The organism is Sphingomonas sp. BK036, assembly GCF_004216825.1.
In the GTDB taxonomy this organism is placed as follows: domain Bacteria; phylum Pseudomonadota; class Alphaproteobacteria; order Sphingomonadales; family Sphingomonadaceae; genus Sphingomonas.
On the sequence record NZ_SGXR01000010.1, the window covers coordinates 1 to 13,517 of the forward strand.

A 13,517-nucleotide genomic window follows, 5' to 3' on the forward strand; every position below is an offset into this window, starting at 1 on the left:
GGGGGATCGAGTGCGTCCCCCTGTCGGTCGACCTTGCCGACAAGGCTGCGGTGGATGCGGTGATCGCGGATACCGCGTTCGACCGGCTGATCCACCTCGCCGCGCGTGCGTTCGTCAACGCAGCCGACTGGGAGGCGTTCTACACCGTCAACCAGCTCGGTACCTATCATCTGCTCGACGCGGTTGCACGGCTGCGCCCCGGTGCGCGGTGCATCGTCGCCAGCAGCGCACAGGTCTATGGCCCGGGCGCCGAAGGCCTGGTCGCCGAGGACGCTGCAACGCATCCCGCCAACCATTATGCGATCAGCAAGCTGGCGATGGAGCAGGGGGCGGCGCTGTGGCGCAACCGACTTGAGATCGTCGTAGCGCGACCGTTCAACTATACCGGGGTCGGCCAGGGGATCGAATATCTCGTTCCCAAAATCGTCGACCATTTCCGCCGTGGTGTCGACACGATCGAACTGGGCAATCTGTTCGTGAAGCGCGATTTCGGCGATGTCCGCTCGGTTGCCGAGGGCTATGCTGGTCTGGCGCTGGCGGACGCTCCGCCTGCCTTGGTCAACATCTGCACGGGCACGGTGCGCTCGATCGACGATATCCTCGCGACGCTCGGCGACATCAGCGGTCACCGGATCGCCGTACGGGTCAATCCTGCCTTCGTACGCGCCAACGACGTGCCGGTACTTGGGGGGGATGTCGGCCGGTTGCGCGCGGCGCTGCCCGACTGGCGCCCACGCGACCTCGCCGATACGCTCGATTGGATGTACGGGAACGGGGACGAAACGAGACTTGGCTGATTCCGGCCGATGCCCCGTGGCAGCAGCCATGACGGAGCACAGATAACTCACCATGCCCAACCGACGCGACGTTCTGGTGGCGGGCTACAGGGTGCGGGCTGCGAGCTACTCGCAGGATGCGGTGACAATTCTGTCCCGGCGCTTCACGCAGCCGGGCATGACGGCAATCTTCAGTCTAGCGGTCAGAACATCCTGGGGATTGCCGGGCAAGGCCAGTCCAAAACAGTCGACGAACTGAACTTCAGCCAACGCTCGAATCATTCGGACCTAATTCAATGCCGCACTCGACAGTCCGGCCGTGCTCAGCAGGCCTTCGATGGCGTTCGCCGATACGTTGGCCGGGACCTATGATAGTGCCGACATCCTCGCGCTGATCAACGGCATGCCTCCCCACGGGACCGATGGGGAGAGGGCAGGCAAACGGGGAGCGAGACCTGTCTGTACGGGTTCGCGTTCCAGCTCGTCCGCCATCGCCATAGTCTCCGGTTGTGCGTATCGGTCGCGGGGGCATAGGGCGGCAGTCCGTTATCGGCGTTGCGCCGCCCTACGCGCGCCGAAATCCTCGGTGGAGAGATGATCGCTACCGATTGTCGCATTCCCATTCCGGCGAGTTCACTCGAGCGCATCGCACAGGATCGTGGGCGGTCGCTGCGCGACCTGTGGCGTTGCGACGCAACACCCGCCACCCCGTGGTTCCGCGATGCCTTGACGCAATCGACGATCCACCAGCTCTATCGGGGTCGTCGCTCGACCTATCGGGTCGCCTATAGCCCATGCAACATGGTGAAGCACAAGCCGGCGAGGAGTACCGCACCGCGCTGCACGCCGCGCATCGCGGCAGGCGGAAATCGGGCGGCAAACAAGAAATCGGCAGCCGCGGTCGACCGCGAACCCACCCCGTTCAGCCCTTTGCCGTGTCCAAAGCGGCGAGCGTGTCGAGCACCTGCCCCGCGGCATCGTGCCAGGTATAGCGCGCGGCTCTCGCGCGGCCCCGCGCGCGCAGATCGTCGCGCAGATCGGCATCATCGACGATCCGAGCCAGCGCATCGCGCCATGCCACCGGATCGCTCGGGTCGGCATAAAGCGCGGCATCGTCGCAGATTTCGGGAACGGCCCCACCGGTGGTGGCGACCACCGGACAGCCCATACTCATCGCCTCCAGCGGCGTGAACCCGAACCCCTCGGATAGCGAGGGACAGGCAAACACCATCGCATGGCCGTACAGCGCCTTGAGTTCGCCGTCGCTGACCCGGCCGAGATAGCGGATCGCATCGGCCTTGCGCAGGCCCGCATCGCCGAACACGCGGGCGTTGCCCCCCCCGGCGATGACTAGATCGACGCCGGCGGGGCGCGCCTCGCAGAACGCATCGATCAGCATCCGCAGATTCTTGTGCCGCGCCAGCGATCCGATCGCCAGGATATAGGGCCGGTCGAGACCGTGGCGCGCGATCACGCCATCATCCGCCGTAACCCGCGCCAGATGATCGATTCCCAGCTGCAGCACCTGCGCCTTCCCTTTCGGGACGACGCCGAACCGCTCAAGCTCAAGCCGCGAAAAGTCGGAAATGGTGAACAGCGCGGCTGCACGCCGGCTCGCGATCGACAAGGCGAACCGATACCACCAGCGGAATGCACGCGAATAGGACTCGGGATGGAGTATAAACTGCGCATCGCAGATCACCACAGCCTGGCGCCGGCGCAGGATCGGCGACGTGTTGCACAGGTTCAGCAGCCACGCATCGGGCCGCGCCCGAGCCAGTTCGCGCTGCTCCCAGGCGTGCCCGCCAAGATGACCGACGGCATGCACCGGAATTTTGGGAAAGCGCTCGGCAGCCGCAGCGGCGACGGCCGTCAGATCGGGTATCGGCGCAAGGATTTCGAAACCGCCAACAGGATGCCGCGCACCGGTACCGGTATCGGTATCGTCACCATCGACGGCAACGCCTGTATCAATGCGGCACCGGATGGCGTCTGCCAATTCGATCGCCAGCCGCTCGACCCCCGTCACCGGACGTCCCAGGAAGCGACCGTTTAGGACCAGTACTGGCTTACCCGCAATCATACGCCTGCCATAGCCCGACCGGGCGCTGCAAGCGTAGGATGCCTCTGTTCCCTCACTCGGACATAGGCCAACGCGATCATGAACCAGGGGGGCAAATATGCGAATTCGGCCACCGTTGCCATCTCCATCACGTACAGCGATACCAAGGTCGCGACGATCGCGTCGCGATCCGACGCCTTGCGCAGCATAAAGCAAGGCGCCAGTAACAGCGCACTATAGCACAAGAGCCCGATGATGCCGATATTGGCCAACAGATTGGAGAACATATCGGTCGAACGGATAGTACCGAACCCGACACCAAACAATGCCCTAACAACGTTGCCGTCGAAGATCAGTTCGACACTGTTGGTGAACAACATCATCCGCTCATTGCCCGAAACCGTATCGAGTTTGTCAAATAGCAGCGTGTTAAGCGCCTGATGCACCGGGTCCGACGTCATGTACAACATGACGCAAACGACCAGCGCACCGGCGATGTACAGGATGAACTCCTGCCGCTGCCGTATCTCGGCGTAGGCCAACCCGACGATCAGGCCGATGACCGCCGTGCTCGATGTCGACAGAACCAGTGACAGCGCTAGTAGTGCGAACAAAAACCACCAGCGACGTGCATAGGCATAGACCGCGAACGGCGTTACGCTCAGCGCGTACATCGATGGCTCGCCGACTAGGCTTTTTAGGCGCATGAATCCGGCACCGAACAGATTCGACCCTTGCAAAGCGCTACCCGTCGCAAACGACCCGGCGCCAGCACTGTCCCCCGCACCCGCAGCAGCAGTGTCAAGATCGCCGAAGTTGCGGTTCGATAAAATATCGCCATTAGCATGAAATATCGCGTAAAATGTGAACTCATAAAATCCGTACATAGCCAGAAGAATAATGCCAAAGTACGCAAACTTCACAAATGCTTCCTGAAAATAAGTATACACAAGGAAGCCGAACAACATCGCGACAAACAGATATAGGCCCTGCGTGACCTGCGTCTGACGCAATATGCCGTACACATAAACATCCCTGATGGTTCTGACGGCACCAAAATCCGGTTCGTTGATCAGATACCCCGACAGGCTAAACATCATGTAGAGGATGTAGATCAGCCAAAAGCCAAGAATGAACATTAAAACGCGACCATAACGCGCCTCGCCGCGCAACAATATCGCTGCTGCACTGAGGATGAGCAGGAACGCGGGGGTCGATCCTTGTACCGGCGTGAGCAGGATGCTCTGGATCGGCGCGAGCAGCAGCAGCAGTTTGAAATACAGCGTGTGGACTAGGTTGGTGCCCCGCCAGACGTAGGCAGACCGCGCTGCAGCCGTTCTAGAGGACGTGCGACGCCCCAATTGGTCGGACGTCCTATATCGGCCTTGATCAATGCGCGTCGCCATTCGCTCTTCTACCTTACGCTAGAGGGCGCAGGTGCAGAGCGTGCAGCAACAGCGTGTGTGGCGTCGACGAGGATTGCACGTCGCCAACGACCTCGAAAACGGGATAGGCGCACGGTACCGGCTGGACAGTCGCAAGTCGCGTCGGGACTCTACCCTCCTGCCGCAGGGCTATGGCGGTATCGTCGCACATTAGGCGGAACTGAATTGCCGAAAGATCGGCGATGTTCTCGGGATCCAGGACGATGTCGAGGCGGTAGCGGCCCGAGCGTGCGGAAGTGCGCTGCCGCACAAAGATCGGCACGCCGCGCCCGTTCCACTTGATCTCGAGCGCGCTACGGCCATCCTCGACAAACGCATCAGTGCTAAATCCCTCGCCGGTCATTAGCTGCCAATCATAGGGTACCGGGGTCACGTCGTCGGCGGAATTCGCCGCGGCGCGCTGAAAATCGGGATCGTTCAAGGGAACGACGACGTCGCGGTGTACCGCTTTCCAAAGCGCAAATCCCAATTCCGGCAATTTGCCGCGATCAAGCGCGATGACATTCGCCGCCACCTCGGTCTTGGTCAACTGACCGCCCCGCCGCATCAATTCGCGCAGGATACCGTAGCGGGCAACGAGCTGGTCGCGCCGCGTCAGGATCGTGGTCGATTCGAGATAGGCACCGCGCCAGGCCGGCCGGTTCTGCAGCCGGCCGACCAGATCGAGACTGATCTTCGGATCGGTCTCGACGAGAGCGAGCACAGGCGTGATCCGGTCCATCAGCTGCTGGCGGCGCAGCAAAGCCTCGCTGACGTCGAGTATCGTCGCGATATCCGCACCCGCAGCCGCGACATACAAGCGGTTGAACTGGGTCGCGGTATCGCGCCAGCCCAGTTGCGCGACGACGGGCATCCATGCGGCCAGCCGTGCGTCGTCGAGCGCTGGAATCGTATAGCCCGGAGTCGCCTGTCCATTCACGACGGGCCCCTGAACGACCGAACGCTGGCTGGTCACCCCAGCACCCTGCCCGTTGGCATTGCCAGCGGCGTAGGCCTGGATTTCGCGAACCATCGCCAGGTTGACAATACCCTGATCAAGGGGCCGGGCAGCGAGCGCACCACGCATCGTCGCGTCCGGTATGGCTGCCAGTCGTGGCGCCGTCGTCGATGCCGGACCGGTAGAAGGATCGGTCTCCGCATTGCCTGCCGCCATCGCATTGGCCGACGGTCCGGACAGAGGCGCCGCGAGCAGCGCACCGTCGCGCTCGCCGCGTACGATCGTTACCGCATTCGATGCACTCGCAAGGTAGGCGACGACTGGCAGCATTACCGCTGCAGCCAGCATGCTCGCCATACCCTGCCGCAGACGCGTCGGTTTAGTCATTCCGTGCGGCATAATCATATTGGTAGCCATATTCCGTGCCGTAGCCGTAGCCGATCCGGCCTGGATCGAACTTCAGCAGCACGGCACCGATGATAGTACCGCCACCCTGGGCCAGTCGAGCGAGCGCGACCTGAATCGTGCGGGCCGGATTGCGGCCGGACTCGACGACAAACACCGTGGCGTCGACTTCGCTCGACAAGACGACCGCATCGGCAAGCCCCAAGACTGGTGCGGAATCGAACAGGATGATGTCGTAGCGCTGGCGCAGCTGGGCAAGCAGGACGCCGAGGTGCGGACTGCCGATCAGCTCGGCAGGATTGGGGGGGATGTCGCCAGCAACAATCATGTCGAGTCCGCTCGTACCGCTTGGCTGGATCGCATCATCGATCGCCAACTGTCCTGCCAACACGTTGCTGAAGCCCTGCTTGTTCGCCACGCCGAAGAGGCGGTGGACGTTTGGTCGACGCAGATCGATATCGACGATGAGAACCCGCCTGCCAAGCCGTGCAAAGCTAAGCGCAAGCGCGTGGCAGGCGGTCGACTTGCCCTCGCCCTGCTGCGTGCTGGTCACCATCATGGCTTGCGGCACGCCGCCCTTGGTCAGCGAGAGACCAGTTCGCACCGAGCTGTAGGCTTCGCTCTGGAACGACTTCGGATCGGCCAACTCCTCCTCGGGGCTAGCGCTCGACGGCACCACGCCGAGGATCGACAGATGCGAGGCGGCGCGCACTTCGTCCGGCGTCCGTACGCGGCTGAACAATTGCTCGTGCAGGAAGACGAACAGAGCAGACAGCAGCATCGCCACGATCAACGCGAGCGCGATGTTGAGTGGCAGCTTCGGCCACGACGGTCGATCAGGGACCTGTGCTTGATCGACCGACGACAGGTTATTTGTCTGAATACCGGATTCCGCGTTTAGCGAATTATAGCGGCGCAACAACGCTTCATATTGCTGGCGGTTGGTATCGGCCTCTCGGCGTAGGATCGACAATTCGATGCCCTGCTTTTGCTCGGACAACGTGCTGTTCTTTAACCCGTCGATCGCACCGACCAGTTCGCGTTCGCGCGAGGCCGCGACGTCATACTGGTTCTTGATGCCATCGCGAATACCACGAGCCAGCGTCGTTATTTGTCGGTTCAGCTCCTTTACCTGAGCAGCAGCCTCCAGGACGGCAGGATAGTCCGCGCGACGTGTCGACAATTGCTGCTGGTATTGGGCCTGAATCTGCGCGCGACGCTCGATCAGCGGTTGAATCGCACTGTTGGACAGCACGTCGGGCACGCTGAGCAGCGGCAGGCGCGATGCGTTCACCCATTTCTGTTCGGCCGAAATCCGATCAGCGATCGCAGTCGAATAGGCCTGGTTCAATGCCACCAGCTGGGCTGTGATCAGCGACTGCGGGCGTGCGCTCGCGTCGGTCGTGGCCGCATTGCCCGCAGCGTTGCCGGCATCGACGATACGCGTACGGCGGGCGTAATCGACGACTTCCTGCTCCGACTTGGCAAGACGCGCCTGCGCCTCGCGAAGCTGGTCACGCAGGAAGTCCAGCGCATAGACCGAACTACCGGCCTTCCGGGCCAGATTGTTGCGGATGTACGACGTTGCATAGGCGTTGGCGATCCGGGCCGACAGCCGCGGGTCGGGGCTGGTGAACGAGATCGCTGCGATCCGCGTGGTACCGGTGTAGCGAACCTGCATGTTGTCGCGCAGTGCCTTGATCACACGCGCGCGCTGCGCATCGCGCGGCGACATACCCAAGGGTACCTGCACATCGGCATCGGGGACGCGCATCGTGTCGAGGAACGCCTCACCGCGGAACAGTCCCTCGCTCTCGGCCACCGCCTCGGCGACGCCGCGACTGCGGATGATGTCGAGCTGAGTCTGTAGGAAGCGCTCGGCGTCTGCCCGCGAGCTCGAATCCTCGCGATCCTGCTCGGTGCCTAGAACCTTCTCGGCTTCCTGGCGGACCTCGATCGACGCGGTCGCCTGGTACAGACGTGTCGTCAGCAGCGCCAGCGTGATGCCGAGCGCGATACAGACCGCGAAAATCCCCGCGATCCAGTATCGCGAACGGTACGCGGCCGCCCAGATCTCACGCAGCGTGCTTGCGCTGCTGTCGCCCTCGCCCGCGGGAGGGGTTATGGTCGGTTCGGTCGGTGCACCGGCTCCGGCAAACGGAAACTGCATTGTGCGGTACGCCTCGTTCAATTGGACAATATGACAGAGATGGCGATCGCACTCTGCAGCATAATAGCGTGGGACGGCGTGACGCGCGCGGACATCATTGCCGCAGCGCCACGAAGAGCGCCGCAACGCCCGGTAACGTGCCGATCAGCGTGCGGGTCAGCGCCGTGGATCGCGAATAGCCAACGACGATGATATCGCCCTGTTGAATCTGGGGATCGATCATCCGCACAGCGCGGATCTCAGCCAGATCGAAGCGGGCGACGTAGCGCTTGCCCTCGATTTCGCGGATCACCAGGACTTCGTCCAGCTTGGCAATATCGGACACCCCCTCGCCCAGCGCTATGGCCTGCACCAGAGTTAGGTGAGCAGTTGGGATCTGGTATACGCCAGGCTTCTTGACTTCGCCGTCGATGGTGACCGTGAAATTGGCCGCACGCTCGACCGAGACCGAGACTTGCGCATTGCGCAGATAGCGTGCGTTGAGCGCGTTGGTGATCATCGTCGCAACCTGGCTGGTCGAGCGACCAGAAACCGGCAACTCGCCAATCAACGGTAACGATACCTTGCCACTCAGCGAAACGCCGGCTTCGGGGATGCTGAGCGACGGCTCGTTGAAGACGGTGATCGCGATCGTGTCGAGCGGCCCGAGCAGATATTCGTTGAGCGTGACCGGGACGGGTCGCGTCAACGTGGCGGACGGTAGTTCGGTCTGGCCGACGGGGATATCGGAGCCGCCCGCACAGCCTGCCACACATGCAGCCAACGCCCAGGTCGATAAGATCTTGAGGCGCACACGCACACCCTTCACGAAAGTAAATACAATAATCTGAAGATACGGTGATCCGAAGATACCTCGCCGTAGCAGCAGCGATGATCCTCCATCAAGCCGTTTCCTCCCGCTGCGCAGGAGCACCGCCTACCATAGCCGTTCGATAGCCGCGATAGACCGCGACCAGCGCTAGGGCTAGGAACGCCCAGCCGGCGGGACGGCGCAGCGGATAATCGACGGCACTGTGCAATGCCAACAGCAGGATCCCGGCAAAGCCGAAGGTCATAAGCGCGTGGTCCCGCGCGGTGCGCGGCTGCCGCCACCACAGCAGGAGCGGACGGACTAGCGACGCCAGGAGCACCGCGAGAACCACAAACCCGGTCATGCCGAACTCAATCACAAGTTGCAGATATTCGTTGTGCGCATGGTTCACGAACGTCGGCTTTACCCAGGCCAGCTGTTCGTTGGCCGCGAACAGCGTCGCGAACGATCCCGCACCGCTGCCGAGCGCCCAATAACGTTCGGCAAGCGGCCACGACCAAGTCGCGATACGCCAGCGCAGATCGCTGTCGACGTCTTCGAACCGCCCCGAAACCAGCTCGAACGCAGCGGTCGACAGTATCAGGCCCGCCAGCAGCACCAGCACCGCCAGCCCTGCGATCTTGTAGCGCCAGTCGATCTTGCGGGTCTGGTCGTGCAACACGATCAGCGTTGCGACCCCGCCCAGCGCCAAACCGGCGCGGCTGTTGGTAGAAACGATGCAGACCAGCGCGAACGCGATGTATCCCAGGTTGATCCACAATCGCCGCTGCGAGACGAAGAAGCGCGGCACCACCACGAACCCGGCCAGCAGGATCGTGACGGCCAGTATCACGGCCATGTGATTCTTGTTGGCATAGAAGCCCTGCAGCGTCGGCCCCATAACGATGCCGTGCGGGTTGGGAAACTGGCCATCGGTGACGACCTGCACCATGCCGATGAGGATGCCGAACAGCACCAGCGCGAACGCCAGCAGCAGCACGCTGCGAAAATCCCTGTCGCTCAGGCGCATCAGCATTGCGACCAGGACTGTAAAACCAATTGTCAGCAAGGCTGAGATCGCCGTCCCAACAGGTTCGACCGACATGGGTTGCCAGCTGTTCCCCAGGCCTGCCAGCGTCAGCACCTGATGACGCAACGCCTGCCCCGGCAGCGCCTGCCACGCACCAGGCGGCAGCGGTATCAACTGCAACAGCGGCAGCACGGCGATGCCGATCAGCGCGATCTTCGCCAAAGGTGGCGTGTCGTCGAGCGCGTGGAACCCATCGCGCCATGCCAGTGCTAGTACTGCGACGACGATCGCCGCGGAGACCAAGATATATCCTGGCGTCCACCCGGCGAGACCACCGCCGAACACTGCCAGCACCGCGAAATATCCGCCGGTCGCGATCAGGCGCCGACCCGCCTTAAAGTCTGCATTGCGGGCGAAAAGCGCCGGTCTTGCGCGCGACCTACCGGAGGAACGGCTGCGATCCGAACGCGCGGATGCGTCATGGCCGCAATAAGGTGCATTCATATTTCGGTCCATATACTCGGTCGATAAGGCTGCTGGCAGCCGATGGGCCCGCTTATGCCGAAGTCTCGCCGAATAACAGACCCTCGTCGGGCGCCGGCTGCGCCGGAATGGGCGCGACGTGCGGTCGGGCATGGAACGGAGCCTTCCTCCACACGTACCATGGAGACTTATGGACAGATCGACATCACGCCGCTTGCCCGTCTTGATCCGACGGCTTGCATTCGTCCGCTCGTGACTTCGCCGATCAGTGTTCTACTGATCGGCATGTCCCCTTAAGAGACACGTACCGAGATCGCATTCCAGACTAGGTTTACCCTCCCTTCAGACCGAAAATGTCGTTGCGTAACAAGGATACCACTATTCTTCCTCCCCTCCCCACCTCACGGCGCTCGTTGCTCGCCGCGTTGACCTCTGCCCCGTTAATGGTCGGATCCACCGCCCGTGCCGACGACATGCTCCCGGTCTCGCATGCCGGTGCCGCGGGTCGGGCCAGCGTGACGCCCGAACAATATGGCGCAAAAGGCGACGGCATCGCCGACGATGCCCCCGCGATCCAGCGTGCGATCGATTCGGTCGCCGCCCGCGCCAACGGCGGTGTCGTACAACTTCAACCGCTGACCGCGTATCGCTGCCGCTCGACCATCACGCTCGATGCGTCGCGCGTGTCGCTATGGGGACAGGCGTTGCTCGATTTCACGGGCTTCGATGGCCGCTGCCTGCGGATCACCGCCAGTTCGGTCGCGCGTAGCGGGGCGGCCAATAATTATGGTTCCAAAGGCATGATCTCAGGCGCCATCCATCTGCGGGGCGGTGGCAGCGGCACCAAAAGTATCGGGCTGGATTTTGACACCGATGCGGTTGCTACCTCTGCGCAGCTGCACGTCGAGAACATGGCGATATCGCGATGCGGTACTGGGATCCGCTTCGGCAATCGTGCCTATAACAGCATCTTCATTCACTGCGAGGTCTTCGAATGCGTGCGCTGTATCGACTGGCCATTCCTTGAGGACAACGGCGAACGAAACAGTTTTTTCGGCTGTTCTCTATATAATTCGGACGTGGCGGTACGCATGGCGCAGCCATCAGGATCACTTCAGCTGATTGGCTGTTCCATCGACTATACCCGCCAGCTCTATACAGTGACTGCGGGTGTGGTGACCGCGACCGACTGCCATCACGAAAGCAAGCTATGGGCGTCGCCCGTGATCGCCTGCTCGGGCAATGGCGCTCTCGTGAGGCTGAACGGCGGGTGGTTGTTGAATACTGGCAAGCCTATTGCTGGAAAGTACGTAATTGATGTTGGTGCCGACGCAGACGTTGCGCTGGTCGGCATGGTTATCCATCAAGTTGATGTCGAACATACCGATCCGACGCGTCCCTCAGTCTGGGCTACGGGTGCCGGTCGATTTAGCATGGAGCACAGCACCGGGTTCGATTTGGGGACGATGCCGATGCGGCTACACGAGAGCCAAACAATGCTGGCCGACCCGAACTTCACGGCGCCGGATTGGCAGGATCCGATCTGGCGGATCGCCGATACCGCGCTACCGATCCGCTCGCGTATTGGCCAAGACGGCGACAACCTGCGTCTGACCCGGCAACCCGGCGTGATGGTTGCGACCAAAGCCTATGGTACGACGGCAGCGGCAGCGTTCGTCCTGATCGCCGTGCCGGTACGCAAAGGTGATCAGGTACTCGCAGGTTTTCGGGTGCGGCGCGACGTGCGGCACTTGGGTACCGACGGCACCGTGCTGGCCATCTCGCGATGGGCGCGGATAGACGGTCACGACGCCAACCGCGTGCCGGTCATGACTCGCGTTCAGGATATCGGGACACTCCCGGTCACGCCCCCCACCGATCGCTTCGTCGCGATCGCGCCGCTGGCGTCACGAACCTATCGTACCGCCCCGGCCTGGGCGACGCACTTCATCCTGACTATCGACTTGGTGCAGGCTCACCAAGCCAGCTTCCTGTTCTGTGGCCTATGGGCCGACACCATCTGACCGCGAGTCAGGATAAGCCGGCCGGGCGTCCGGGTAGGAGCGATCGGCCCCCGCGTCCGCATAGGCCCCCGCTTCAAAACGTATGCATTCGCCGCGGTTGTGCGCTATGACGCTTTCGACAAAAGTGCTGAATTCCCGGCGAAAGCGTTCAGTCGAAAACCTTGCGGCATTCGCGCGGCACGCATCGGGCGTGATTGCGGGATGCCGGCGTTCAAAATGCTCGACCGCTACGACGATCGAGTCCGCGGTCTGTTCACGAAAGAACACACCTGTCTGACCGTCACCGTCTTGACCCCGGATCGTTTCTAGCGCGCCACCCTTGCCATAGGCGATGACCGGAGTGCCACATGCCTGTGCTTCGAGCGGGGCAATACCGAAATCCTCTTCAGCCGCAAATAGGAACGCCTTGGCGCGCTGGAGATGTGAGACCACGACCTCGTCTGGCTGACGACCTATGACGGTGACGTTGGGGGCCCCGACAGCCCGGACGGCCGCCATCTCCGGCCCATCGCCGATCACGATCAGATGGCGATCGGGCATCTTCGCAAACGCCTCTACGATCAAGGGAATGCGCTTGTATGGTACCATCCGCGAGACGGTAACGTAAAAATCTTCTCCGTCGTTACCTTTGGCATCGCTTCCGGCATTATCAATGTTGAACCGATCAAGATTGACTGGCGGGTGGATGACCTTTGCTGTCCTACCGTAAGCCTTGCGGATACGCCGCGCGACGAACTCCGAATTCGCAATCATGTAATCGACACCGTTCGCCGTCCGGGTATCCCACATCCTGATATAATGCAGGATCACCCGCGCCACCACGCTCTTCATCCCTTTGGTCAGCCCAGCTTCCCGCAGATATTGGTGTTGAAGATCCCAGGCATAGCGGATGGGGCTGTGGATATACGAGACGTGGACCTGATCCGGCCCAGTGATGACACCTTTCGCCACTGCTGCCGACGCACTGATGACTAGATCGTAGCCGGTAACATCGAGTTGCTCGATCGCGAGCGGCATGAACGGCAGATACGATCGGTAACGTTTTGCCGCCCAGGGCATACGCTGAATAAAGCTGGTTGTAACGCGATGCCCCTTGAGGAAAGCGCGTTCGTCCTCGGGTAGGAAGTCAACGACGCAGAACAAATCAGCCTGCGGATAGAGCTCAAGAAATTCTTCGAGACACGCTTCGGCGCCGCCCTTCAGCGTCAGCCAGTCGTGGACAATCGCAATCTTCATACGTCAGCAATCCCGTTGACCGAACCCGGCTATCGATACGGCACCTTGAGCGGTCCCCCTTTCGGCAAGGGGTTGGAATGGTCCGCTCGAGCGGAGGCTTCGACCAGATGTCGCCCCGCCGAGGCGGATCAAGAGCGCGCGCCCTTACGCGGATCGCCC

General features: G+C 61.9%; 10 protein-coding genes. 3 read left to right on the plus strand and 7 right to left on the minus strand.

Annotated features, from left to right (window positions below; all coding sequences use genetic code 11):
* Positions 1 to 797, plus strand: a 797-nt coding sequence (locus EV283_RS18545; RefSeq protein WP_130327975.1) for a GDP-mannose 4,6-dehydratase, incomplete at its 5' end; no start/stop codon positions are given.
* Between the two features lie 901 nt (positions 798 to 1,698).
* On the opposite strand, the gene EV283_RS18550 is transcribed toward EV283_RS18545, so the two are convergent.
* Positions 1,699 to 2,604 (minus strand): glycosyltransferase family 1 protein, encoded by a 906-nt coding sequence (locus EV283_RS18550; RefSeq protein WP_165391840.1) that lies wholly within the window; start codon positions 2,602 to 2,604, stop codon positions 1,699 to 1,701.
* On the opposite strand from EV283_RS18550, the gene EV283_RS19285 reads away from it, so the two are divergent.
* Positions 2,587 to 2,832 (plus strand): hypothetical protein, encoded by a 246-nt coding sequence (locus EV283_RS19285; protein WP_165391841.1) that lies wholly within the window; start codon positions 2,587 to 2,589, stop codon positions 2,830 to 2,832. The genes EV283_RS18550 and EV283_RS19285 overlap by 18 nt on opposite strands.
* 23 nt (positions 2,833 to 2,855) lie before the next feature.
* Here EV283_RS19285 and EV283_RS18555 read toward each other — a convergent pair whose 3' ends face one another.
* The 5 genes from EV283_RS18555 to EV283_RS18575 all read right to left on the minus strand — a co-directional run bounded on the left by EV283_RS18555 (position 2,856) and on the right by EV283_RS18575 (position 10,251).
* Entirely contained in the window at positions 2,856 to 4,244 is a 1,389-nt protein-coding gene (locus tag EV283_RS18555) for a hypothetical protein (protein WP_130327979.1), read from the minus strand.
* Between the two features lie 13 nt (positions 4,245 to 4,257).
* Entirely contained in the window at positions 4,258 to 5,349 is a 1,092-nt protein-coding gene (locus EV283_RS18560; RefSeq protein WP_207223205.1) for a hypothetical protein, read from the minus strand.
* Positions 5,350 to 5,599: 250 nt separating this feature from the next.
* Positions 5,600 to 7,795, minus strand: a complete 2,196-nt coding sequence (locus tag EV283_RS18565) for a polysaccharide biosynthesis tyrosine autokinase (protein WP_130327983.1) — start codon at positions 7,793 to 7,795, stop codon at positions 5,600 to 5,602.
* Positions 7,796 to 7,889: 94 nt separating this feature from the next.
* Positions 7,890 to 8,588, minus strand: coding sequence for a polysaccharide biosynthesis/export family protein (locus tag EV283_RS18570; RefSeq protein WP_165391843.1), 699 nt, complete (start codon positions 8,586 to 8,588; stop codon positions 7,890 to 7,892).
* 88 nt (positions 8,589 to 8,676) lie between these two features.
* Positions 8,677 to 10,251 (minus strand): O-antigen ligase family protein, encoded by a 1,575-nt coding sequence (locus EV283_RS18575; RefSeq protein ID WP_130327987.1) that lies wholly within the window; start codon positions 10,249 to 10,251, stop codon positions 8,677 to 8,679.
* Between the two features lie 290 nt (positions 10,252 to 10,541).
* Between EV283_RS18575 and EV283_RS18580 the strand changes: the two genes are divergently transcribed.
* Positions 10,542 to 12,122, plus strand: coding sequence for a glycosyl hydrolase family 28-related protein (locus EV283_RS18580; protein ID WP_207223206.1), 1,581 nt, complete (start codon positions 10,542 to 10,544; stop codon positions 12,120 to 12,122).
* On the opposite strand, the gene EV283_RS18585 is transcribed toward EV283_RS18580, so the two are convergent.
* Complete coding sequence (locus tag EV283_RS18585; RefSeq protein WP_130327991.1) at positions 12,102 to 13,358, minus strand: glycosyltransferase family 4 protein; 1,257 nt, start codon at positions 13,356 to 13,358, stop codon at positions 12,102 to 12,104. The genes EV283_RS18580 and EV283_RS18585 overlap by 21 nt on opposite strands.
* Positions 13,359 to 13,517 lie beyond the last annotated feature (159 nt).

Bases quoted from the DNA above. Each gene is read 5' to 3' on its own strand.
- EV283_RS18565 (WP_130327983.1), bottom strand. From the start codon at position 7,795: ATGCAGTTTCCGTTTGCCGGAGCCGGTGCACCGACCGAACCGACCATA.
- EV283_RS18585 (WP_130327991.1), bottom strand. From the start codon at position 13,358: ATGAAGATTGCGATTGTCCACGACTGGCTGACGCTGAAGGGCGGCGCC.
- EV283_RS18560 (WP_207223205.1), bottom strand. From the start codon at position 5,349: ATGCGTGGTGCGCTCGCTGCCCGGCCCCTTGATCAGGGTATTGTCAAC.
- EV283_RS18575 (WP_130327987.1), bottom strand. From the start codon at position 10,251: ATGCCCGACCGCACGTCGCGCCCATTCCGGCGCAGCCGGCGCCCGACG.
- EV283_RS18580 (WP_207223206.1), top strand. From the start codon at position 10,542: ATGGTCGGATCCACCGCCCGTGCCGACGACATGCTCCCGGTCTCGCAT.
- EV283_RS18555 (WP_130327979.1), bottom strand. From the start codon at position 4,244: ATGGCGACGCGCATTGATCAAGGCCGATATAGGACGTCCGACCAATTG.
- EV283_RS19285 (WP_165391841.1), top strand. From the start codon at position 2,587: ATGACCGACGGCATGCACCGGAATTTTGGGAAAGCGCTCGGCAGCCGC.